This window comes from Acidovorax sp. A79, from assembly GCF_041154505.1.
Lineage (GTDB): Bacteria > Pseudomonadota > Gammaproteobacteria > Burkholderiales > Burkholderiaceae_C > Acidovorax.
In genome coordinates this window covers 4,008,707-4,031,774 of the sequence record NZ_AP028672.1, presented here as the reverse complement: position 1 = coordinate 4,031,774, position 23,068 = coordinate 4,008,707, and the positions used below count along the sequence as shown (strand labels likewise).

Genomic DNA, 23,068 nt, shown 5'->3' with positions numbered 1-23,068 from the left:
AGGGGTGCGAAAGGTGGTGGATCCAGGGATTGGATGCTGGCGTTGCGCGACGGGGACGCAGCCCTCAGGGCACCGCCAGGGGCATGGACTGCTCGATCAGGCTCGCATGCAATGCAGAGCCCAGCGGCAGGATGTCGTCGTTGAAGTCGTAGCGGCTGTTGTGCAGCGCACTGCCGCTGGCGCCGGTACCCTGGCCGATGCGCAGGTAGGCGCCCGGGCGGGTCTGGAGCATGAAGGCAAAGTCCTCAGCGCCCATGCTGGGCTCCAGGTCGCGCACCACGTGGTCCGCGCCCAGCAGGGATTCGGCCACGTCGCCCGCGAAGACGGCCTCGCTCTCGCTGTTGATCGTGGCCGGGTAGATGCGCTCGTAGTGCACCGTGGCATTGGCCCCAAAGCCCAGAGCAATCGCGTTGCACAGTTCCTTGAGGCGCTTTTCCACCATCTCCTGCACCACCGGGTCGAACGTGCGCACGGTGCCCACCAGGGTGGCGGAGCCGGGCAGCACGCTGAAGGCGCCCAGATCGCCTGCCTGCGCGGCGCAGATGCTGACCACGGCACTTTCGATGGGGCGCACGTTGCGCGACACGATGCTCTGCGCCGCCGTGATGATGTGCGCGGCCACCACCAGCACGTCCACCGTCTGGTAGGCATGCGCGCCGTGGCCGCCGCGCCCCGTGATTTCGATGGTGAATCGGTCGGCCGCCGCCATCATGGGGCCCGGGTTGATGCCCACGGTGCCGGGCTTCATGGCCGGCCAGTTGTGCATGGCATAGATGGACTGCACCGGGAACCGGTCGAACAGGCCGTCTTCCATCATCACGCGGGCGCCCGCCAAGCCCTCCTCGCCTGGCTGGAACACGAGCACGGCCGTGCCGTCGAAATTGCGGGTCTCGGCCAGGTAGCGCGCCGCGCCTACCAGCATGGCGGTGTGGCCGTCGTGGCCACAGCCGTGCATGAGGCCGGGCTTGCACGACTTCCAGGAGAAGTCGTTGTGCTCTGCCAAAGGCAGCGCATCCATGTCGGCACGCAGGCCCATCATGGAGCCGCTGGAGGTGCTGCGGCCGCGGATCACCGCAACGATGCCCGTGCGGCCGATGCCGTCGTGGATCTCGTCCACGCCGCACACCTTGAGCGCCTCTTTCACGCGGTTGCCTGTATAGATTTCTTCAAAGCCCAGCTCGGGATGGGCGTGCAGATCGCGGCGCAGGGCGGTCAGCTCCGGATGGAACTGCGCGATGTGCGCAAACGCCCGGCCACCCGCTTTGTATCGGAGCGACTGCATGTCAGACGCCCGGAAAGCTCGTGCAGCGCCAGCAGCCGGCAAAACCGGCGCGGCCCAGGCCAGTGCTGCCGCGCAAGGGCCGCCCCGCCGCGCTGGGAGCATCCCCCCTCCGGGGGGATGGCGCGAAGCGACTCAGGGGGGAGCTCATTCAATGGCCTCCTGCCTTGCCCACGCGCAGACGGGGGTCCACCGCGAAGTACAGCAGATCCACCACCAGGTTGATCACCACGAAGATCAGCGCGATCAGGCAGAGGTACGCCGCCATCACAGGAATGTCCGCAAAGGTCACGGCCTGGATGAACAGCAGGCCCATGCCGGGCCACTGGAACACGGTCTCGGTGATGATCGCAAACGCGATCAGGCCGCCCAGTTGCAGGCCGGTGATGGTCATCACGGGCACCAGCGTGTTCTTGAGCGCGTGCCCAAAATGGATGGCGCGATTGGACAGGCCCCGGGCCCGCGCGAACTTGATGTAGTCCGTGCGCAGCACCTCCAGCATCTCCGCGCGCACCAGCCGCATGATCAGCGTGAGCTGGAAGATGGCCAGCGTGATGGCGGGTAGCGTGATGTGGTGCCAGCCCTTGGCCTTGAGCAGGCCGGTGCTCCACCATCCCAGCTGCACCACTTCCCCGCGGCCAAAGCTCGGGAACCAGCCCAGGGTCACCGCAAACACCAGGATCAGCAGGATGCCGATCAGGAAGGTGGGCAGCGACACGCCGAGCAGCGAAAGCGTCATGAACATCTGGCTGGTGAAGGTGCCGCGCTTGAGCGCCGCATACACGCCCATGGGCACGCCGATCACCAGCGCCAGCACCGCGGCGACCAGCGCCAGCTCCAGCGTGGCGGGGAAACGCTCGGCAATGAGGCGCGAGACCTTGGCACCCTGGCGCAGGCTCAGGCCGAATTCGCCTTGCGCCGCATTCACGAGAAAGTGCCAGAACTGCACGAAGAAGGGTTTGTCCAGGCCGAGGGAGGCACGCAGCTCCCGGATCTGTTCAGGGGTGGCATCCTGTCCCAGCAGAAACACCACGGGATCTCCCACGTACTGGAACAGCATGAAGGAGATGAAGGCCACCGTGACCATGACAATCACAGCCTGTATCAGGCGGCGCAATATAAAGGCAAGCATCGGGAAGTCGAGTGAGTGTTCGATAAAAGCACCGCGGCCACTTTTGATGGCAGGGGCACTGACTGGCAATACGTCGTCGTCAAACTGAATCAAGGAGAGCAAGGGCCTCGAGGCCCTTGCTCTCAGCGTATCGACAATCGATCAGTTCACCTTGACCGTGCGCATGTCCACGCGGTTGTCGGCGCGGTGGACCAGCTCCACGTTCTTCTTCATGGCCCAGGGTATCACCTGGTCATGCAGAGGAAGGTGGGATACGGTGTCATTGGACAGCTGCAGCGCCTCCGTCAGCATGCGCGCGCGCACGGGAGCGTCCGTCTCGGCCTTGATCCGGTCCACCAGGTAGTCCATGCGCTGGTTGCTGTAGCGGCCCACGTTGTAGTTGCCATCACCCCCCTGGCCCACGGTGCGTACCAGCGACTGCAGGCTGTACAACGCATCGAACGTCGGCACGCCCCAGCCCAGCATGTAGATGCTGGCTTCGTAGCGCTGGATCATGGGGAAATAGTTCACCAGTGGCAGCGTGCGCAGCTTGGCCTTCACGCCCACACGCGACCACATGGCCGTCACGGCCTGGCAGATGGCCTCGTCGTTGATGTAGCGGTTGTTCGGGCAGGCGAAATCCACTTCGAAGCCATCGGGATAACCCGCTTCGGCCAGCAGCTTCTTGGAGGCTTCGACACTGTAGGGGAAACGCTTGCCCACGGCTTCGGTGTATCCGGCCACCTGGGGCGCCACGATGGTGCCCGTAGGCTTGCCCAGGCCGCGCATGATGTTGCGCGAAATCGTGTCGGCATCGATGGCCTGGTACAGGGCCTTGCGCACGCGCACGTCCTTGAGCGGGTTCTTGCCCTTGATGTTGGAGCCTGGCAGCTCATCGCGGAACTGGTCCATGCCCAGGAAGATGGTGCGGTTCTCCACACCGTCGATCACCTTCAGGTCGGGGCTGGCGCGCAGGCGACCCAGATCCTGGGGCGTGGGGTCCAGCACCATGTCCACTTCGCCCGACAGCAGCGCAGCGATGCGCGTGGCGGCGGACTTGATCGGGGTGTAGACGATTTCCGTGACGTTGCCGTCCATCTTGCCCCACCAGTTGGGGTTGCGCTTGAAGACCATCTTCACATCGGGCTGCCACGACTCCAGCGTGTAGGGGCCGGTGCCCATGGCATTGCGGTGGGCAAAGTTCTCATCGCTGCCCTTGATGTCCTTGGGCTCCACGGACTTGTTCTTTTCCGCCCAGGCCTTGCTCATCATGCGCAGTTCGGTCATCTGGCGCAGCAGCACGGGATTGGGGGCTGTCAGGATGACGTCGATGGTTTGCGCGTCGACCTTGTTGACCTTGCTGATGCCCTGGATGTAGGGCGTGAAGTTCGACGTCTTCGCCATCGCGCGCTGCAGCGAGTACACGGCGTCATCGGCGGTGAACGCCGACCCATCATGGAACTTCACTCCCTGGCGCAGCGTGAAGCGCACCTGTGTGGGGCTGACCTCTTTCCAGGAGGTCGCCAGGACGGGCTCCACGTCAAATGTCTTGCTGTTGTAGTAGACCAGGCTCTCATACACATTGGCATGAATGCCGTTTTGCAGTGCATTGTTTTGGGAATGGATATCCCAGGTCGCAATCTCCCCCTGGCTCGCCCATTTGAAGGGCTTGGCATGCAGCGCTGGTGCTGCAAGCAGTGCAGCCATGGCAGCTACCGACAAAAGACTGTATTTGAGTTTCATGGAACCCTCTTGATTAAAAGTTTTACTATGCAGTAAAGGTTGCTCTATAGCCAACGGGAAATCCCTGAATCTCCAGCGCCGAGAAGGGCCTCTGAGGGTGGATTTACGTTGCTTTTGCGTCGTTCCAGCACGCAAGGATGGTGCCAAGAATCTGCACCGGGGCAAAGAAGGGAAAGAAACCACGGAGACAGGGCCAACAAGGCCCTCCGGAAGGTGCCAGGCATTGCAGTGGCAGAAGGCATGTACCCGGAGTTACATGCCATGCAGCACTGGATTGTTCACTCGGGCAATCCACAATTCAACTCCCGCAATCAACCGTAGACAAACAGTCAGTCAGTCGGTCAAAAAAAAAGCCGCCCGAAGGCGGCTTTTTAGCTTTGATATCGTCAACTGGCCAAGGCCAGTCTTGATATTAGAAGCTGTGACGGATACCGAAGTCGTAGCCGTTGGAGTTTTCGCCAGCAGCAGTCACGGAACCGTTCAGGGACTGAGCGGAGCCGTTCTTGTTGCTCACGTGAGCGTACGTTGCGTACAGAGCCGTGCGCTTGGACAGGTTGTGCACGTAGCCCAGAGCCAGCTTGTTGGCGCGGGGATCAGCACCGGGGGTTTCGATCTTGTAGGTGGAGTAAGACAGACGGATTTCGCCTGCGCCGACTGGCACCAGACCACCGATCAGGAAGCCCTTGCCTTCGTTGCCGTTCTTGATGTCGTCTTGGTTGTAGTGAGCCATGATCTTGGCCACGCCCAGATCGTATTGACCGCCCACGTTCACAGCCTTGATGTTGCCGCTCAGGAACTTGGTGTCAGAGAAAGCCAGAGCCACGTTGATGGGGCCGTTGGCGTAACCAGCACGCAGAGCCAGACCGTTGCCGTCCTTCTTGTTGGCAGCGTTGCTCAGGTTTTCACCCATGTAGTACTGTGCTTGGCCGTAGAAGCCGCCCAGGTTGCCAGGCAGGAAGTAGCCGATGGCGTTCGAAGCGCGGATGGTGGTTGGGCCACCCAGGCTGGAGTTCAGGGTTTGGGTCGTGCCAACACCGTTCGTGCCGAACGGATCGAACACGGTCAGGTTCCAGAACTGGGGCGTGTAGTCACGGCCCAGACGCACTTCACCGAAGCCGCCGTTCAGGCTGACCGTCGAACGACGGTTGAACGTCAGGCCTTGTTGGCCGTTGCCCAGAGCAGCAGCAGCGCCTTGGTTGGTAGCGTTGGTAGCAGCGCCTTGGCCGTTGTCGTTGTTCAGACCAGCTTCCAGCCAGAACGAAGCGGACATGCCGCCACCCAGATCTTCAACGCCGCGGAAACCCAGACGGCTGCTGTTGTAGCCGGAGTTCGTCAGTTGGGACTTGTTAGCGACGCTGCCGGAACCGTAAGCGTAGGTTGCATCAACCACGCCGAACAGGGTCACGGACGATTGAGCCATTGCAGCGCCGGAAGCAGCCAGCACAGCCAGGGCAATCAGGGATTTTTTCATTGCGAGTTACTCCAAGGTTAAACATAGGGCGCCGGTACGGGGGGTCTATGGTGAAAGCACCTGCACAGTCCCGCCGGTTCCCCGGGCCAACCTCCTGGTGGGGAAGTTGCTCTTATTGCACCAGACCCGGCCGGGTTTCGCAAAGGAATTCACCCACAATCGACCCGAAAGGGGAAAATCGTTGCAGTGTTGCAACATTTCACGGAGCGCCAGCAAAATCGGTTTCGGCACCCTTGCGGCCCCCGTCGGCACCTGCCGAATATTTGTATCCAAGTGAAAATTGTGTTTCCTACCCCTTGCCATCCTGAAAGCTGCCATGGACCCCTTGCTGACCGCCGCTGACAACGCCCTGCGCACGCTTTTCGCGCCCCCCCGGGCCTGCGAGCCCACGCCCGCCCTGGGCATCGCGGAAGCCGACCTCGACCCCGCCCAGAAGAAGCTGGCGGGGGCATTGATGCGGGTCAATCACGTGGGTGAAGTCTGTGCGCAAGCCCTCTACACGGCGCAGGCCGCGGTCACACGCGATGCCGGGCTGCGCGTGCACTTGCTGGAGGCCGCCCGGGAAGAAACAGACCATCTGGCCTGGACGCGCGGGCGCCTGGAGGCCCTGGGAGCACGCCCCAGCCTGCTCAATCCGCTGTGGTTCGCGGGCGCCTTCGCGCTGGGCCTGGTAGCGGCCAAGGTGAGCGACCGGGCCAGCCTGGGGTTCGTGGCGGAGACGGAAAACCAGGTGGCGGCGCATTTGCAGGGCCACCTTGCGCGGCTTCCCGAGCAGGACCTGGCCTCCCGGGCCGTGGTGGCCCGGATGAAGGACGACGAGGAGCGCCACGCGGCGCAGGCGCGGGCCTCCGGCGCGCTGCAGCTGCCGGCACCCGCCCGCGCCGCGATGAGGGCCGCCGCCAAGGTGATGACCACCACGGCGCACTACATCTGACCGTTCCCCCGGAGCCCTGCACCGGGAAAGTGCGTGCGGCCCGGGCGCCCGCCGCGGTTCGGGGCGGCCGTCAGGCCTCGATCACCTCGAAGCCGGTGGTGATCTCGGCGGTCTTGCCGAGCATGATGCTGGCCGAGCAGTATTTGTCGTGGCTCATGGCAATGGCGCGCTCCACCGCCGAGGCGGGAATCCCCTTGCCCGTCACGGTGAAATGCATGTGTATCTTGGTGAACACCTTGGGGTCAGTCTGGGCCCGCTCGGTGGTGAGCTTGACGCTGCAGCCGCGCACGTCGTGGCGGCCCCGCTTGAGGATCAGGACCACGTCATAGGCGGTGCAGCCACCCGTTCCTGCCAGCACCGTCTCCATGGGCCGGGGCGCCAGGTTCTGCCCGCCATTGGCGGGGTTGGCGGCATCGGGGGCGCCATCCATGGCCAGGACATGGCCGCTGCCGGTTTCGGCCACGAAGCCCATGCCGGAGCGTGTTCCTGCCCCTCCTGTCCAACTGACTGTGCATTCCATTTGTGTTTCTCCTGTGTGACACGTGGTTTTTTTCGCACGGAAAACCGAAACGAAAAGAATTTGATGCGAATTTTGCTGCATCGCAACAAGACTCGCGCTAAACTTCGCCCATGCGCTGCCGGTTTCGAACAAAAAGGAAACGGCAGGCGGCAAGAAGTCCGGAATCCGGCACTTGCCCCGCACCGATTGTCTCCTCCATCTCCTCAAAGGATGGATTAGCCCCAGGCCTCACGGCCCGGGGCTTTTTTTTGGCCGGTCCGGCCGCGCGCCGCCCGTGTGGCGTCCGGACCAGGCCGGAAACCGACGCCCTATGATGTGGCCCCCGCCGCTGTCCAGCGGCGGCCCCACCAGCTCCCGCCATGACCCTGCACCTCACCCCCGCCGACTACCTGAAGAAAATCCTGACCGCCCGCGTGTACGACGTGGCGGTGGAGTCGGCCCTGGAGCCCGCCAAGAACCTCAGCCGCCGCCTGCACAACAAGGTGCTCTTGAAGCGCGAGGACCAGCAGGCGGTGTTCAGCTTCAAGCTGCGCGGCGCCTACAACAAGATGGCGCACCTCACGCCCGAGCAGCTCGCGCGCGGAGTGATCTGTGCCTCGGCCGGCAACCACGCGCAGGGCGTGGCCATGAGCGCCCACAAGCTGGGCGCCCGCGCGGTCATCGTGATGCCGACCACCACGCCGCAGCTCAAGATCGATGCCGTGAAGACGCTGGGTGGCGAGGTCGTGCTGTTTGGCGAGAGCTATTCCGACGCCTACGGCCACTCGGTGACGCTTGAAAAGGAACAGGGCCTGACCTTCGTGCACCCGTTCGACGACCCGGACGTGATCGCGGGCCAGGGCACCATCGCCATGGAGATCCTGCGCCAGCTGCAAAGCCTGGGCAGCAACCAGCTCGATGCCGTGTTCGTGGCCATCGGCGGCGGCGGGCTCATCTCTGGCGTGGCCAACTACATCAAGGCCGTGCGGCCCGAGATCAAGGTGATCGGGGTGCAGATGAACGACTCGGACGCGATGATCCAGTCGGTCAACGCGCACCAGCGCGTCACGCTGCTCGATGTGGGCCTGTTCTCGGACGGCACGGCCGTCAAGCTCGTGGGCGAGGAAACCTTCCGCATCACCCACAGCGGCCTGGTGGACGGCTTCATCACCGTGGACACCGACGCCGTCTGCGCCGCCATCAAGGACATCTTCGTGGACACGCGCAGCATCGTCGAGCCCGCGGGGGCCCTGGCCGTGGCCGCCATCAAACAGTACGTGGCCGAGAACAAGACCCGGGGCGAGACCTACGCCGCCATCCTGTGCGGCGCCAACATGAACTTCGACCGCCTGCGCTTCGTGGCCGAGCGCGCCGAGGTGGGCGAGGAGCGCGAGGCGCTGTTCGCCGTGACTATCCCCGAAGAACGGGGCAGCTTCCGGCGCTTTTGCGAGGTGGTGGGCGACCTGCCCGGCGGCGCGCGCAACGTGACCGAGTTCAACTACCGCATCAGCGACGCCGCCCAGGCCCATGTGTTCGTGGGCCTGACCACCAACGGCAAGGGCGAATCGGACAAGATCGCCCGGAACTTCGGCCGCCACGGCTTCGAGGCGCTGGACCTGACCCACGACGAACTGGCCAAGGAACACCTGCGCCACCTGGTGGGCGGCCATTCGGCGCTGGCGCAGGACGAGCGGCTGATGCGCTTCACCTTCCCCGAGCGGCCGGGCGCGCTGCTCAAGTTCCTGAGCCTGATGCAGCCGACCTGGAACATCAGCCTGTTCCACTACCGCAACCAGGGCGCCGACTACGGCCGCATCCTCGTGGGCATGCAGGTGCCGCCCGAGGACACCGCCACGTTCGACGCCTTCCTGGCCACGCTGGGCTACCCGTACGTGGAAGAGACGCTGAACCCGGCCTACCGGCTGTTCCTGCGTTCCAAGTGACCAGAATATGGGTCGAACCGGCCTCCAGCGCTTATCCAACCAGCGCTGGCAGCTATCAAATCTGACATAGCCTCCTCCGCCCGTCCATGCAAGCCCTGCGCCACTACCTGCTGGCCGTGCAGTTCTTCACGCGCATCCCGGTGACCGGGCGGCTGGCGCAGTGGGTGGGCTACAGCCCCGCCATGCTGCGCGCCAGCGCGGCGCACTTTCCGGGCATTGGCTGGCTGGCGGCGCTGCTCGCGGCGGGCGTCTATGCCGCGCTGCACTGGGCGCTGGCGCCCAATCCGCTGGCACCGGCCGTGGCCGCCGTGTTCTGCACCATCGCCACGGTGCTGATGACCGGCGGCTTCCACGAGGACGGCCTGGCCGATGTGGCCGACGGCCTGGGCGGCAGTGCCGACCGCGAGCGGGCGCTGGACATCATGAAGGACTCGCGCATCGGCGCGTTCGGTGCCATGGCCCTGGTGCTGGCGCTGCTGGCCAAGCTCAGCGTGCTGGCGCTGCTGGGCTCCCACAGCCTGCTGGCCGCCGTGGCCGCGCTGGCGGGGGCACATGTGGTGTCGCGTTTCTGGCCCCTGCTCATCGTGCGCAGCCTGCCGCATGTGGGGGACACCGCCCGCTCCAAAAGCAAGCCGCTGGCCGACCAGATCTCGGGCACTGCGCTGGCGACGGCATTTTCATGGTGTTTTGTGCCGCTGGCGCTTGTCTGGAAAGCGCAATCAGCTACATATTTGATAGCAGCCATTGTGCTGAGCGCACTCGCCGCCGCCTGGATGGCCCGCTGGTTTGCGCGCCGGCTGCGGGGGTTCACGGGGGATTGCCTGGGCGCCACGCAGCAGGTCAGCGAAATCGGCTTCTACCTGGGCGCGGCGCTGGCCCTGCGCTGGATGTGAAGCCCGTGGCCCGACCGCAGCGCGGCGCCCGCCTCTGGCTGGTGCGCCATGCCCAGCCGCGGGTGGCGCCCGGCATCTGCTACGGCGCGCTGGACGTCCCCGCCGACCCCGCCGCCACCCGCGCCGCCGCAGAACGCCTGGCCGCCACCCTGCCACCCGGGATCCAGGTGTTCCACTCCACGCTACAAAGATGTGAGCAGCTTGCGATGGAACTGCAAGCGCTGCGGCCTGATTTGATACCCAAACCCGACGCCCGCCTGCGCGAAATGGACTTTGGCAGCTGGGAAGGGCTGGCCTGGGATGCCATCGCCCGCTCCGACATCGACGCCTGGACGGCCGCGTTCGCCAGCTACCGCCCCGGGAATGGTGAAAGCCTGGCGGCCATGCTGGAGCGCGTGGCAGCCGCGCTGCATTCCCTCCCGCCCGCAGAAGAAACCGCACGGGATGTGGCCTGGATCACCCATGCCGGCGTGATCCGCTGCGTGGCCTGGCTGCAGGCACATGGGGGCGAGCTGCCGCGCTCCGAAGAATGGCCCCTTGCCGCACCGGGCTGGGGTGAGTGGGACATCGCCCACCGGGGCATCTGAGAATGGAGGCCCTGGCGGGCGACTGCGCCCGCCACGCGCCGGGTCAGCGCTTCAGGGGCATGTCCAGCGTGAGCGTGGCGGCGCCTCCCACCTCGGCGCCCAGTTGCGCCTGGCGCGGGCCCAGCGCCTGCAGCACCAGCCCCTCGTCCACCGCCGCGCCCACGCGGAAGGGCCTGGCCGGCTTGCCGTCCACCGCGATCAGCGCGGCACCGCCGCCGCTGCTGCGGCCCGAGAGCACCCCGATCAGCGCGAACCGGCTGGCCAGCGTGGGCGCAGCGGGCGCGGGCGCAGCGCCCGCCGGGGACGCCACCGCCCCGAGGAGGCGGGCCAGCGCCTGCGCGTCGGGCGCCACCGGCGCTGGCAACACCGCGGGCGCGGCGATGCCGCCCGCCGGCGCCGACAGGCGCAGGCCCCAGAAGACCACGCTGGCGCCCGCCGCGGCCCAGAGCGCCAGGGTCCCCAGGCGCACGCCCCATTTGCTGTGTGAATTGGTCACCATGCGGGGATTATGATTCACGCGATCCGACCATCCGAGAGACCGCCAGCAGTGAACACTTCCCTCCCCTTCCTCTTGCGCTCCGCCCGCCGCAGCCTCTCCCGGGGCTTCACCCTCATCGAGCTGATGGTGGTGCTCGTCATCATCGGCGTGCTGGCCGCCCTCATCGTGCCCAATGTGCTCGAGCGTGCCGACGACGCCCGCGTGACGGCAGCCCGCACCGACATCACCAACATCATGCAGGCGCTCAAGCTGTACCGCCTGGACAACCAGCGCTACCCCACGGCCGAGCAGGGCCTGCCGTCGCTGATCGTCAAGCCCACCTCGGGCCCGGTGCCCAACAACTGGAAGCTGTACCTCGAAAAACTGCCCAACGACCCCTGGGGCCGCCCGTACCAGTACCTGAACCCCGGCATCAAGGGCGAGATCGACGTGATGTCGTTCGGCGCCGATGGCCAGTCCGGCGGCGAAGGCAAGGATGCCGATATTGGCAGTTGGCAATGAGGGCCGGCCCTTCGCCGTGCACCCCCACTCCATGACACTGGCGCGCCCCAGGCCGGGGATGCCGTGGAACCGGCCTGGCCGGGCCACCGGTGGCCCGGCCCCTCTGCGGGGACGACGCGCAGCGGCCCAGGGGGGCTTCACGCTGCTGGAGCTGCTGGTGGTCATCAGCATCATCGCGCTCGCCACGGCGGGCGTGGGCGTGGCGATGCGCGACAGCGGGCAGACGCTGATCGAGCGCGAGGCGGCCCGGCTGGCGGCATTGCTGGAATCCGCGCGCGCGCAGTCGCGCGCCGGCGGCATGCCCGTGCGCTGGCGCACCGAGGCACGCGGGTTCCGCTTCGAAGGGCTGCCGCCCAGCGCGCAGCAGGCGCTGCCCAGCCAGTGGCTGGATGCGGGCACCACGGCGCGCGCCCCCACCGTGCTGGTGCTGGGACCGGAGCCGCTCATCGGCCCGCAGCAGGTGCTGATCACCCACCACGCCCATCCCGAACGCGCGCTGCGCGTCGCCACCGATGGCGTGCGCCCCTTCACCGTCGAGCCGGTCCAGTGAGCAGCCGCCCGCGCCCGGATCGACGCAGCGCGCCGCAGCGCGGCTTCACGCTGGTGGAAGTGCTGGTGGCGCTGGGCATCGTCGCCATCGCCCTCATGGCGGGCCTGCAGGCCACCACCGCGCTCACCCGCAACGCGCTGCGCCAGTCGGACATCGTGCTGGCCCAGCTGTGCGCCGAGAACGAGCTCGTGTACACCCGCCTGTCGCGCCAGATGCCCAGCGTGGGCGACAGCACGCTCGCCTGCGAACAGGCGGGGCGCACGCTCACCGTCGCCGTGAGCGTGCGCCCCACGCCCAACCCGAGCTTTCGCCGCGTGGACGCGCAGGTGCTGGATGGCGACAACTCCATCCTGCGCATCTCGACCATCATTGGAAGGTATTGACCAGATGCCCCCCCTGAGTCGCTTCGCGCCTTCCCCCCAGGGGGACGCCACCCGTGGCCTGGCAAAGCCAGTTCCACGGTGGCACTGGCGTTGGGGCGCGCCAGGTTCCACGGCCTCCGGCGATGCGCGGCCGCATGTCAGAAGGAACCCGTCATGTCGCACTCACGGTGGCTTCACCTTGGTCGAACTGCTGCTGGCGATTGCGGTGATGAGCCTGCTGGCCATCCTGAGCTGGCGCGGGCTCGATGGCATGGTGCGGGCGCAGGAGATCACGCGCCAGCGGGCGGATGAAATGCTGGTGCTGCAGGCGGCGCTGGGCCAATGGGGCACGGACCTGGATGCGCTCACGCCGATCGCCAACACCACGCCGCTCGACTGGGACGGCCAGGTGCTGCGCCTGACGCGGCGCAGCAGCGCCGTGCCCGACGAAGGCGCCCTGGTGGTGGCCTGGACACGCCGGGGCGCCCAGGGCGAGGGCCAGTGGATGCGCTGGCAGTCTCCCCCGGTGCGCACGCGCGCCCAATGGCAGGAGGCCTGGCAGCTGGCGGCGCAATGGGCGCGCACGCCGGGCGAGGCCGAGCGGCGCCACGAGATGACGCTGCTGCCGCTGGCGGACTGGCAGATCTTCTACTACCGGGGCGGCGCCTGGTCCAACCCGCTCTCCAGCAGCGGCGGCAGCGCGAGCGGCGCGGCGGCCATCCCCGACGGCGTGCGCCTGCAGATCACCCTGCCGCCAGGCCAGGCCCTGGTCGGGCGCCTCACGCGCGACTGGGTGAACCCGGTGCTGGGCGGAGGCAGGTCGTGAGGCGCCGCGCACCACGCACCCATGACGCTGGCACGGCCAACGCCAGTGCCCCCATGGAACCGGCTTTGCCGGGCCACCGGATGCGTCTCCCTCCCGCGCAGCGAGAGAGAGGGAAGGCGCGCAGCGCCTCACGGGGGGCCGCTTTGCTGCTGGCCATGCTCACCGTCACGCTGGTGGCCACCTTCGCGGCCGCGGCCATGTGGCAGCAGTGGCGCGCGGTGGAGGTCGAGACGGCCGAGCGCGGCCGCGTGCAGTCCACCTGGATCCTGGTCGGCGCGCTCGACTGGTCGCGCCTGATCCTGCGCGAGGATGGCCGCTCGGGCGGCGCCGACCACCTGGCCGAGCCCTGGGCCGTGCCGCTGCAGGAGGCGCGGCTGTCGACCTTTCTCGCGGCGGACAAGAACGTGAGCCAGGTGGACGACGCCAGCACCGACACCACCGAAGCCTTCCTGTCGGGGCAGATCTCGGACATGCAAGGCCGCATGAACCTCATGAACTTGGCGGCCACCGGGCCCGAGCAGGCCGTGGCGATGCGGCAGTTCACGCGGCTGTTCGAACGCCTGGGGCTGCCGCAGCAGGAGCTCGGCCTGCTCGCGCAGGCCCTGCGGCAGGCACAGGCCACGACGGGCAGCGACAGCAGTACGGCGCCACTGATGCCACCCACCGTATCCCAGCTGGGCTGGCTGGGCCTGGCGCCCGCCACCGTGGCCCGCCTGACCCCGCACGTGGCGTTGCTGCCCGTGCGCACCCCGGTCAACATCAACACCGCCGACATCGACGTGCTGCTGGCCGCCATCGACGGCCTGGACATGGCCAGCGCCCAGAAGATCCTGCAGGTCCGCGAGGCACGGCATTTCCGCACCCTGAGCGAAGTGCGCGACCTGCTGGGCGCGAACATCGACATCAATGAAGGCGCCCATGCGGTGGCCTCCTCCTACTTCGAGGTGCGGGGCCGCCTGCGCCTGGGCGATGCGATGGTGGACGAGCGATCGCTGGTGCGCAAACAGGGTATCGAGGTGACCACGCTGTGGCGCGAACGCGGCGCTTTTGACCGCGAAAACACCGGGGCCGCGCCGCAGCCTCCGCGCTGAGACGCAACACATCCGCAACACATCCGCGGGTTGGGCCCTGCACTGTCAAGCCCGCCCCCTAAAATGGCCCGCAAAACCCGTCCATGAGCACCCTCATCCTTTTCCTGCCGCCCGCCCGCCCGGGCCCCGCCACCGAGTACAGCTACACGCTGACGGCGGACGGCCACACCGCCATCCGACATGCCAGCGCCCCGGCGGCGCTGCTGCCCGAGCCCACGCGCCCTGGCGGCGACGTCGTGGCCGTGGTGCCCGCGCGGGCGCTGTCGTGGCAGAAGGTGCAGCTGCCCCCCGGCCTGCCCCTGGGCGCCGGGCAGCAGACACCGCGCCTGCGGTCCGTTCTGGAGGGGCTGCTCGAAGACCGCGTGCTTGACGATGCCTCCCAGCTGCACTTCGCGATCCAGCCCGCGGCGCACCCCGGCGAACCCGTGTGGGTGGCCGTGTGCGACCGCGCCTGGCTGCGCGAGAACCTGCAGGCGCTGGAGGCCGCGGGCCGCCGCGTGGCGCGCGTGGTGCCCGAGTTCGCCCCCGGCCCGACCGCCAGCGGCCGCCCCGAACTGTGCGTGCTGGGCACGCCCGAGGACGCCTGCGTGGTCCTGACGGGCCAGGGCGCGGACCACGGCGTGGCCGTGCTGCCCCTGTCGAACATGGCCATGGCGCTGGCCCGCGCGGGCATGCCCGCCCAGACGGCTTCCGGCGAGGACGGCGACGCTCCCGTCGTGCGCGCCGAGCCCGCCGTGGCGGCCCTCGCGGAACGCACCCTGGGCCAGCGCGCGGCGCTGCACACGGCCAGCCAGCGGGCGCTGGAAGCCGCGCGCGGCGACTGGGACCTGGCCCAGTTCGACCTGGCCAGCACGGGACGCACGCGCGCGCTGCGCAAGGCGGGCAGCGTGGCCAGCGCACTGCTGTACGCCCCCCAGTGGCGCGCGGCGCGCTGGGGTGCCGGGCTGCTTGCCGCGGCCCATCTGGTGGGACTCAACGCCTGGGCCTGGCAGGAGCGCCAGGCGCTGGCGGCCAAGCAGGCCGCGGTGCGCGCCACGCTGACCCAGACCTTCCCCAAGGTGCAGGTGGTGGTGGATGCCCCCGTGCAGATGGAGCGCGAGCTGGCGCAGCTGCGGCAGGCCGCCGGCAGCGTCTCGGCGCGCGACCTGGAGCCCCTGCTGGCCGCCGCGGGCACCGCCCTGCCCAGCGGCCGACAGCCCACCGGCATCGAATACACCCCCGGCGAGCTGCGCCTGCGCGGCGTGGCGCTGGCCCCCGACGAGGAACCCGCGCTCAGCGCCCGCCTGGAAGCCGCGGGCTACCGGGTGCGGCTGGAAGACGGCAGCCTGCTGATGAGCGCCGCCGAAGGCGGCCCACGGCCCCATGCGCAAGGCACCCCATGACACGCAACACCACCGCGCTGCGGGACCGCTGGCAGGCGCTGGCACCCCGCGAACAAACACTGGTCCTGGCCGCGGGCGGCCTGATCGCCCTCGCCCTGCTGTGGTGGGTGGCCGTGGCCCCCGCCCTGTCCACGCTGCGGACCGCGCCCGCCCGCCATGCCGCGCTCGACACGCAGCTTCAGCACATGCAGGGCCTGCAGGCCGAGGCCCAGCAGCTGCAATCCGCCCCGCGCACCAGTACCGGCGACGCGGTGGGCGCGCTGCGCACCGCACTGACCCAGCGCCTGGGCAACACCGCCCAGCTCAATGTGGTGGGCGACCGCGCCACGGTGACGCTCAAGGGCGCGCCCGCCGACGCCCTGGGCCAGTGGCTGGCCCAGGCGCGCAGCAACGCACGGGCCACGCCGGTGGAGGCGCGGCTGGCCCGCAGCGCCCCGGCCGCCCCTCCCCCGGGCACCGCGGCACCCGCCGTCCTGGGCGCTCCGGCCTCGGCCATGCCGCGCTGGGACGGCACGCTGGTCCTCGCCCTGCCAGCCCAGCGCTGACACGGCCCGCCAGACAGACCAGCCGACAGACAGACAGATATTCCCTCAACGTGGCCACCAGCACCCGCACCCGCACCCGCAAGCCTCCCGTCCGTGCCCCGCGCTCCGCCTGGGGCTGGGCGCTGGCGGGCGCCGTGGCCGGCGTGCTGCCCGCCGTGCTGGCCTTCGCGCCAGCGCACTGGCTGGCGCGGGGCCTGGCCCGCGCCACCAATGGCCAGGTGCAACTGCTGCAGGCGCGCGGCACGGTCTGGACCGGCTCGGCCCAGCTGGTGCTGACCGGCGGCGCGGCGAGCCAGGACCGTGCGGCCCTGCCTGGCAGGGTGGAGTGGCGGTTGCGCCCCGGCCTCGCCGGCCTGCGCGCCCAGCTGCATGCGAGCTGCTGCACGCCCGAGCCCCTGCAGCTGCACGCACAGGCCCGCTGGGCCGGCCCCCGGCTGACCCTGGCCGATGGCCAAAGCCAGTGGCCCGCCGCCATCCTGGCCGGGCTCGGGACTCCCTGGAACACCTTGCAGCCCCAAGGCCAGCTCACGCTGCAGACGCGCGGCCTGGCCTTCAGCTGGACCGCGGGCCGCATGGTGCTGGAGGGCCAGGCCCAGATGGATGCGCGGGCCATGTCCTCGCGCCTGTCCACCCTGCGGCCCATGGGCAGCTACCGGCTGCTGCTGGCGGGCGGCGAGGTGCCCGCGCTCACGCTCAGCACGCTCGACGGCCACCTGCAGCTCAGCGGCACCGGCCAGTGGGTGGGCCAGCGCCTGCGGTTTGCGGGCGAGGCCAGCGCCACCCCCGAGCGCGAGGCCGCCCTGTCCAATCTCCTGAACATCATCGGACGGCGCAGCGGCGCGCGCTCCATCATCACCGTGGGTTGAACCTATGACTTCCTTGTTTTCGCACCGCCCGGGTTTTGCTCTCAAAACAATAGCATTCAGCGCTTTACTGACATGCGCTGGCGGCCAGATCATTGCGCAGACCGCCATTGACACCAGCACCGGCAGCGTGCGCTCTGGCGAACCGGTCACGCTGAACTTCGCCAATGCCGAGATCGAGGCGGTGGCGCGCACCATGGCCACCATCACCGGCCGCAACGTGGTGGTCGATCCCCGCGTCAAGGGCCAGCTCAACCTGGTCACCGAACGGGCCGTGACCCCCGCCGCCGCCTTCCAGCAGTTCCTGGCCGCGCTGCGCCTGCAGGGCTTCACGGTGGTGGAGGCCGCAGGCCTGTACAAGGTGGTGCCCGAGGCCGACGCCAAGCTGCAGGGCGGCAGCGTGAGCGTGGTGCAGGGCAACGCCGGCAGCGCGCCCGGGGGCGGGCAGATCGTCACGCAGATCTTCAAGCTCAACTTCGAGAACGCGGCCAACCTCGTGCCCGTGCTGCGCCCGCTGATCAGCCCCAACAACACCATCAACGTGAACCCCGGCAACAACTCGCTGGTGATCACCGACTACGCCGACAACCTGCAGCGCCTGGCGCGCATCGTGGCGGCCATGGATGTCTCCAACGCCAGCGACGTGGAAGTGATCCCGCTGCGCAACGCCGTCGCCACCGACCTCGCGCCGCTGGTGGCGCGCCTGATCGACGGCGGCAGCGGCGCCACCCCTGGCGCGCCAGGCGCACAGGGCCAGACCGACACCTCGTTCAAGACCACGCTGATCGCCGAGCCGCGCAGCAACGCGCTGATCCTGCGCGCGGCCAACCCGGCCCGCGTGGCCCAGGTGCGCGCGCTGGTGGCGCAGCTCGACCAGGCGCCCGCGCCCGGCAGCAGCGCGGCCACGGGCAACATCCACGTGGTCTACCTGAAGAATGCCGACGCCACCAAGCTGGCCACCACCCTGCGCGCCGCGATGGCGGCCATGGGCGGCAGCGGCAACACGGGCGGTGGCGGCGCGGGCGCAAGCGCCGCACCGGCGGCGCCCAGCGCAGGCGTGGGCGGTGGCAACAACAGCGGCAGCATGCTGTCCACGGGCAGCAGCCTGTCCGGGGGCGGCGGCAACTCCGGCCTGGGCTCTGGCAGCTCCAGCATGGGCACCAGCAGCACCAACAACAACCAGCCCTCCACCGGCGGCCAGATCCAGGCCGACCCGACAACCAACTCGCTCATCATCACGGCGCCCGAGCCGCTGTACCGCCAGCTGCGCACCGTCATCGACAAGCTCGACGGCCGCCGCGCGCAGGTGCTGGTGGAAAGTCTGATCGTGGAGGTGTCGGCCAACAAAGTGGCGCAGTTCGGCATCCAGTGGCAGGGCATCCTGGGCAAGCAGGGCGATGGCACCGTGGGTGTGATCGGCACCAACTCCGGCGCGGCCGGCGCCAACATCCTGGGGCTGACCGCCGCGCTGGCCTCGGGCAGTGCCAGCAGCATCGCCACCGCCGCGGGCGGCCTGGGCGGGGGCCTGAACCTGGCGCTCGCGCCGCGCATCAACGGCCAGTACTACCTGGGCGCGCTGGCCAACTTCCTGCAGAACAGCGGCGACGCCAACGTGTTGTCCACCCCCAACCTGATGACGCTGGACAACGAGGAGGCGCGCATCCTCATCGGCGACAACGTGCCCTTCGTCACGGGCTCGTATGCGAACACCGGCAACAGCGGCACCGTGAACCCGTTCAACACCGTGGAGCGCAAGGACGTGGGCCTGATGCTCAAGGTGCGCCCGCAGATCGGCGAGAACGGCACCGTGAAAATGGCGATCTACCAGGAGATCTCCAAGATCGACCGCTCCACCCTGTCCAACGCCACCGGCCCCACCACCAGCAAGCGTGCGGTCGAATCGAACGTGGTGGTGGACGACGGCAGCATCATCGTCATCGGCGGCCTGCTGGAGGACACCTACTCGCAGGGCGAAGACAAGGTGCCCGTGATGGGCGACCTGCCCGTGGTGGGCAACCTGTTCAAGAGCGAGAACCGCTCGCGCCGCAAGACCAACCTGATGATCTTCCTGCGCCCCATCGTGGTGCGCGACAACGCGACCAGCGACGCCCTGGTGGTGGACCGCTACGAAGCCATCCGGGCGCTGCAGCACGCCACCCAGCCCGCCCCTAGCCTGATGATGGGTACGGTATCGGGGGCCCCGGTGCTGCCCGCACTGCCCGTGGCACCCGAACGCACCGCCCCCGCCGCCATGCCGGCGCCCCTGCAGCAGCAACAGCAGCAGCAGCTGACCCCGGTGCCCGCGCCCCAGCCAGTCAACCCCGCCACGGCCCCACAAAGCAGCGCCCCGGCCCAGCCCGGCACCGCCGCCACGCCCATGGCCAAGGTGCCGGTGCCCCTGTACTACGTGAACGTCGGCGTGATGGGCCAGGACGCCCAGTCCAGGAGCGCGATGGCCAAGCTGCGCGACTCCGCGCTGCCGCTGTCCCTGCAGGCGGTGGAAACCAACCGGGGCAAAGCCACCCGCGTGCGCGTAGGCCCGTTCGCCACGGAAGACGCCGCCCAGGCGGCTGCGGCCACGGTGCGCAGCCAGACGGCCTTGAACGCCACGGTGGCGGCCCAGGCGCTCTGAGGACCGGCCCCCATGCGCCACCCCCTACCCTACGCCTTTGCCCGCACGGCCCAGCTGCTGCTGGAGGACGACGGCCACCAGCTGGTGCTGTGGCACGGCCCCAGCCCCGACGCGGGAGCGCTGTCCGAAGTGCTGCGCAAGCACCCTGTGCAGCAGCTGCTGCCGCTGGACGCCCCGGCCCTGGCCCAGCGCATCAGTGCCGTGTATTCGCACAGTGAATCGAGCGCCGCCACGGTGGTGAGCGAGGTCGAGAGCGACGCCGACCTCTCGCGCATGATGCAGGAACTGCCCGCCGTGGAAGACCTGCTGGAATCGGCTGGCGATGCGCCCATCATCCGCATGCTCAACGCCCTGCTCACGCAGGCCGCGCGCGACGGCGCGAGCGACATCCACATCGAGCCCTACGAGCGCCATTCCAGCGTGCGTTTTCGCGTGGACGGCACGCTGCGCGAGGTGGTGCAACCCAACCGCGCGCTGCACGCCGCCCTGATCTCGCGCCTGAAGATCATGGCCGACCTGGACATCTCTGAGAAACGCCTGCCGCAGGACGGCCGCATCAGCCTGCGCCTGGGCACCCGCGCCATCGACGTGCGCGTGTCCACCCTGCCCAGCGCCCACGGCGAGCGCGCCGTGCTGCGCCTGCTGGACAAGAGCGAGAGCAAGCTGAGCCTGGAAGCCGTGGGCATGCAGGGCGACACCCTGCGCCGCTTTGAGGGCCTCATCAGCCAGCCACACGGCATCATCCTGGTGACGGGCCCCACGGGCTCGGGCAAGACCACCACGCTGTATGCGGCGCTGGGCCGGCTCGATGCCACGCGCAACAACATCATGACGGTGGAAGACCCCATCGAGTACGAGCTGCCCGGCGTGGGCCAGACCCAGGTCAACAGCAAGATCGAGCTGACCTTCGCCAAGGCCCTGCGCGCCATCCTGCGCCAGGACCCGGACATCATCATGATCGGCGAAATCCGCGACTTCGAGACCGCGCAGATCGCCATCCAGGCCTCGCTGACAGGCCATTTGGTGCTGGCCACGCTGCACACCAACGACGCGGCCAGCGCCGTGACGCGCCTGACCGACATGGGCGTGGAGCCGTTCCTGCTGTCGTCCTCGCTGCTGGGCGTGCTGGCCCAGCGCCTGGTGCGCAAATACTGCAGCCATTGCCATGGGGCAGGCTGCGAGCACTGCGGCCAGACGGGCTACACCGGCCGCACCGGCGTGTTCGAGCTGCTGGTGACCACGGACGCGATCCGCGCCCAGATCCACAACCAGGCCTCCGAGGCCGACATCCGCACCGCCGCGCTGGCCGATGGCATGGCGCTGATGCGGGAGGATGGCGAGCGGCTTATCGCGGCGGGCATCACCAGCCGCGAGGAAGTGCTGCGCGTGACGCGAGACTGATCCCACGGGCCGGCGGCCGCGCCACAGGCCCTCTCGGTGGCGGTGCGCCACCGGGATCATTTTGCTACTTTTTTAATAGCAATCCGCGCTTGACAAGCAAGCGCTAGAGGCCCAAAACGCTTGGGATCAGCGGATCTGCAGCGCGGGGCGCCGGCCCGCCGGTGACACGGCGGGCGCGGGCGAGGCCAGCGGCGCCGATGAAGGCGAGGAGGGCAGCTCCGAGCCCCCCCCTTGCAGCTTGAACTGGCGGACCGCGCTGGTCAGCTGCACCGCCTGTTCGCGCAGCGATTCCGAGGCCGCGGTGGACTGCTCCACCAGGGCCGCGTTCTGCTGCGTCATCTGGTCGAGCTGCGAGACGGCCTGGCTGATCTGGCCGATGTTGTCGCTCTGCTCGGCCGACGAAGCGGTGATCTCGCCAATGATGTCGGACACGCGGCGCACGCTGCTCACGATCTCGGTCATGGTCTGGCCGGCCTGGCTCACGAGGCGCGAGCCGTCCTCGACACGCTCCACCGAGGAGCTGATGAGGCCCTTGATCTCCTTGGCCGCCTCCGCGCTGCGCTGCGCGAGGCTGCGCACCTCGCTCGCCACCACGGCAAAGCCGCGGCCCTGTTCGCCCGCGCGCGCGGCCTCGACCGCGGCATTGAGCGCCAGGATGTTCGTCTGGAAGGCGATGGAGTCGATCACACCCGTGATGTCGGCGATCTTGCGCGAGCTGGTGGTGATCTGGTCCATGGTGGTCACCACCTGCGACACCACGGTGCCGCCGCGCGCGGCCACCTCGGCGGCCGTAGAGGCGAAGTCGCTGGCCTGGCGCGAGGACTGCGCGCTTTGCTGCACGGTGCTGGTCAGCATCTCCATGGACGAAGCGGTTTCCTCCAGATTGGCAGCCGTCTGCTCGGTGCGGTGGCTCAGGTCGTGGTTGCCGCTGGCGATCTCGGAGCTGGCGGTGGAGATGTTGCCCGCCGTGTCCTGCACCTGGCGCACCAGGCCGCGCAGCGCATCCTGCATGCGCCCCATGGCGGCCACCAGCTGGCCCACCTCATCCTGGTTCATGGCCTCCACATCGCGCGACAGGTCGCCGCTGGCGATGCGGTCGGCCAGCTCCTGCGCCTGGCGCAGCGATCCGGTGATGGAGCGCACGCTGAAGAACGTGAGCGGGATCAGCACGGCCAGCCCCAGCAGCAGGCCAATGCCGATGAAGGCCGACATGGTGGAGGTGCGCGACTCCACGCCCGCGCGGGCCTCGTCCATCTGGGCGCGGGCCGTGGTGGCCAGGCTGGAGAACAGCTTGTCGGTGGCCTCCATGTGGACCTTGAGCCGGTCGGCATAGGCGCCGCCGCCGGCGCCATCGAGCTGCGCGCCCTCGATCTTCTCGAAGATGGGGGAAATGCCGGTTTCGTACTGCTTGATCTCGGCCAGCGACTTGTCGATGGACTCGACGAAGGCCGCATCGCCCGACTGCACCTGGCGCACATCGGCCAGGCTCTTGCGCAGCGCGGCCAGTGTCTTGGCCCAGGTCTCGCGCAGCGCGGAGACCTCGACCGAGTTGTTGAAGTTGATGATGATGTCTTTTTCGGTACGGCGCAGGTCGCCCAGCGTGGTGCGCAGCTCCGACATGTCGGTGAGGGTCTGTACGCGCTGCGAGAACAGCACCTGCAGCGTGCCGCGCGTGCGGTCCAGCGCCACGTAGCCCATGGCGCCGATGACAACAAGCAGGATCAGGGAAAAGACGGTTCCGAAGTAAAGGCGCGTGCGGATGGAGAAGCGGCCCAGAGCATTCATGGCTCTTCCTTACAATTTTTAACAGACAATCCAGCATAGCAAATTTGGTGCCACGCCCTCCCCCCGGTCTTCTGAACCGAGTGTGGCCGGACTATATGCCGGGCTGCCGCCCCCGCCGCACAGGGTAAGCACCGCCCCGGGGCCCTTTGCAGGGAATCCCCGGGGTCAGTA

General features: G+C 68.4%; 21 protein-coding genes. 14 read left to right on the top strand and 7 right to left on the bottom strand.

Annotated elements, in window-relative coordinates; all coding sequences use genetic code 11:
- Positions 1-64: 64 nt before the first annotated feature.
- The 4 genes from ACAM51_RS18435 to ACAM51_RS18420 all read right to left on the bottom strand — a co-directional run bounded on the left by ACAM51_RS18435 (position 65) and on the right by ACAM51_RS18420 (position 5,604).
- Positions 65-1,282 (bottom strand): M20 aminoacylase family protein, encoded by a 1,218-nt coding sequence (locus tag ACAM51_RS18435; protein WP_369641442.1) that lies wholly within the window; start codon positions 1,280-1,282, stop codon positions 65-67.
- 148 nt (positions 1,283-1,430) lie between these two features.
- Entirely contained in the window at positions 1,431-2,411 is a 981-nt protein-coding gene (locus ACAM51_RS18430; RefSeq protein ID WP_218293321.1) for an ABC transporter permease, read from the bottom strand.
- Between the two features lie 141 nt (positions 2,412-2,552).
- On the bottom strand, positions 2,553-4,133 hold the full coding sequence (locus tag ACAM51_RS18425; protein ID WP_218293320.1) for an ABC transporter substrate-binding protein: 1,581 nt from the start codon (positions 4,131-4,133) through the stop codon (positions 2,553-2,555).
- A 412-nt stretch (positions 4,134-4,545) separates the two neighbouring features.
- Entirely contained in the window at positions 4,546-5,604 is a 1,059-nt protein-coding gene (locus ACAM51_RS18420) for a porin (RefSeq protein ID WP_218293319.1), read from the bottom strand.
- A 316-nt stretch (positions 5,605-5,920) separates the two neighbouring features.
- Between ACAM51_RS18420 and coq7 the strand changes: the two genes are divergently transcribed.
- Complete coding sequence (gene coq7, locus ACAM51_RS18415; protein WP_369641441.1) at positions 5,921-6,538, top strand: 2-polyprenyl-3-methyl-6-methoxy-1,4-benzoquinone monooxygenase; 618 nt, start codon at positions 5,921-5,923, stop codon at positions 6,536-6,538.
- Positions 6,539-6,608: 70 nt separating this feature from the next.
- Here coq7 and ACAM51_RS18410 read toward each other — a convergent pair whose 3' ends face one another.
- Positions 6,609-7,058 (bottom strand): OsmC family protein, encoded by a 450-nt coding sequence (locus ACAM51_RS18410; RefSeq protein WP_369641440.1) that lies wholly within the window; start codon positions 7,056-7,058, stop codon positions 6,609-6,611.
- A gap of 359 nt (positions 7,059-7,417) precedes the next feature.
- Between ACAM51_RS18410 and ilvA the strand changes: the two genes are divergently transcribed.
- From ilvA to ACAM51_RS18395, 3 genes are all read left to right on the top strand, one after another.
- Positions 7,418-8,980, top strand: a complete 1,563-nt coding sequence (gene ilvA, locus ACAM51_RS18405) for a threonine ammonia-lyase, biosynthetic (RefSeq protein WP_369641439.1) — start codon at positions 7,418-7,420, stop codon at positions 8,978-8,980.
- Positions 8,981-9,066: 86 nt separating this feature from the next.
- Positions 9,067-9,873: an adenosylcobinamide-GDP ribazoletransferase gene (gene cobS, locus ACAM51_RS18400; protein WP_218340428.1), complete on the top strand. Its 807-nt coding sequence runs from the start codon at positions 9,067-9,069 to the stop codon at positions 9,871-9,873.
- Positions 9,870-10,460 (top strand): histidine phosphatase family protein, encoded by a 591-nt coding sequence (locus ACAM51_RS18395; protein WP_369641438.1) that lies wholly within the window; start codon positions 9,870-9,872, stop codon positions 10,458-10,460. The genes cobS and ACAM51_RS18395 overlap by 4 nt, the downstream gene beginning before the upstream one ends.
- A 43-nt stretch (positions 10,461-10,503) precedes the next feature.
- Here ACAM51_RS18395 and ACAM51_RS18390 read toward each other — a convergent pair whose 3' ends face one another.
- Positions 10,504-10,959: a type II secretion system protein N gene (locus ACAM51_RS18390; protein WP_218293313.1), complete on the bottom strand. Its 456-nt coding sequence runs from the start codon at positions 10,957-10,959 to the stop codon at positions 10,504-10,506.
- Positions 10,960-11,082: 123 nt separating this feature from the next.
- Between ACAM51_RS18390 and gspG the strand changes: the two genes are divergently transcribed.
- The 10 genes from gspG to ACAM51_RS18340 all read left to right on the top strand — a co-directional run bounded on the left by gspG (position 11,083) and on the right by ACAM51_RS18340 (position 21,112).
- Entirely contained in the window at positions 11,083-11,460 is a 378-nt protein-coding gene (gene gspG / locus ACAM51_RS18385; protein WP_369643845.1) for a type II secretion system major pseudopilin GspG, read from the top strand.
- Between the two features lie 31 nt (positions 11,461-11,491).
- Positions 11,492-12,010: a prepilin-type N-terminal cleavage/methylation domain-containing protein gene (locus ACAM51_RS18380; protein ID WP_255591235.1), complete on the top strand. Its 519-nt coding sequence runs from the start codon at positions 11,492-11,494 to the stop codon at positions 12,008-12,010.
- Positions 12,007-12,393: a type II secretion system minor pseudopilin GspI gene (gene gspI, locus ACAM51_RS18375; protein WP_218293312.1), complete on the top strand. Its 387-nt coding sequence runs from the start codon at positions 12,007-12,009 to the stop codon at positions 12,391-12,393. The genes ACAM51_RS18380 and gspI overlap by 4 nt, the downstream gene beginning before the upstream one ends.
- A 178-nt stretch (positions 12,394-12,571) precedes the next feature.
- Positions 12,572-13,198, top strand: coding sequence for a type II secretion system protein J (locus ACAM51_RS18370; RefSeq protein WP_369641437.1), 627 nt, complete (start codon positions 12,572-12,574; stop codon positions 13,196-13,198).
- A gap of 155 nt (positions 13,199-13,353) precedes the next feature.
- On the top strand, positions 13,354-14,289 hold the full coding sequence (gspK, locus tag ACAM51_RS18365; RefSeq protein ID WP_369641436.1) for a type II secretion system minor pseudopilin GspK: 936 nt from the start codon (positions 13,354-13,356) through the stop codon (positions 14,287-14,289).
- A gap of 83 nt (positions 14,290-14,372) precedes the next feature.
- A complete protein-coding gene (gspL, locus tag ACAM51_RS18360) occupies positions 14,373-15,671 on the top strand; it encodes a type II secretion system protein GspL (RefSeq protein WP_369641435.1) in 1,299 nt (432 codons plus the stop codon).
- Entirely contained in the window at positions 15,668-16,216 is a 549-nt protein-coding gene (gene gspM / locus ACAM51_RS18355; protein WP_218293308.1) for a type II secretion system protein GspM, read from the top strand. The genes gspL and gspM overlap by 4 nt, the downstream gene beginning before the upstream one ends.
- 50 nt (positions 16,217-16,266) lie before the next feature.
- Entirely contained in the window at positions 16,267-17,082 is an 816-nt protein-coding gene (gene gspN / locus ACAM51_RS18350) for a type II secretion system protein N (protein ID WP_369641434.1), read from the top strand.
- Positions 17,083-17,086: 4 nt separating this feature from the next.
- Entirely contained in the window at positions 17,087-19,711 is a 2,625-nt protein-coding gene (gene gspD / locus ACAM51_RS18345; RefSeq protein ID WP_218340432.1) for a type II secretion system secretin GspD, read from the top strand.
- 12 nt (positions 19,712-19,723) lie between these two features.
- Positions 19,724-21,112 (top strand): GspE/PulE family protein, encoded by a 1,389-nt coding sequence (locus tag ACAM51_RS18340; RefSeq protein ID WP_218340433.1) that lies wholly within the window; start codon positions 19,724-19,726, stop codon positions 21,110-21,112.
- Positions 21,113-21,238: 126 nt separating this feature from the next.
- Here ACAM51_RS18340 and ACAM51_RS18335 read toward each other — a convergent pair whose 3' ends face one another.
- Entirely contained in the window at positions 21,239-22,897 is a 1,659-nt protein-coding gene (locus tag ACAM51_RS18335; protein WP_218293305.1) for a methyl-accepting chemotaxis protein, read from the bottom strand.
- Between the last annotated feature and the right edge of the window lie 171 nt (positions 22,898-23,068).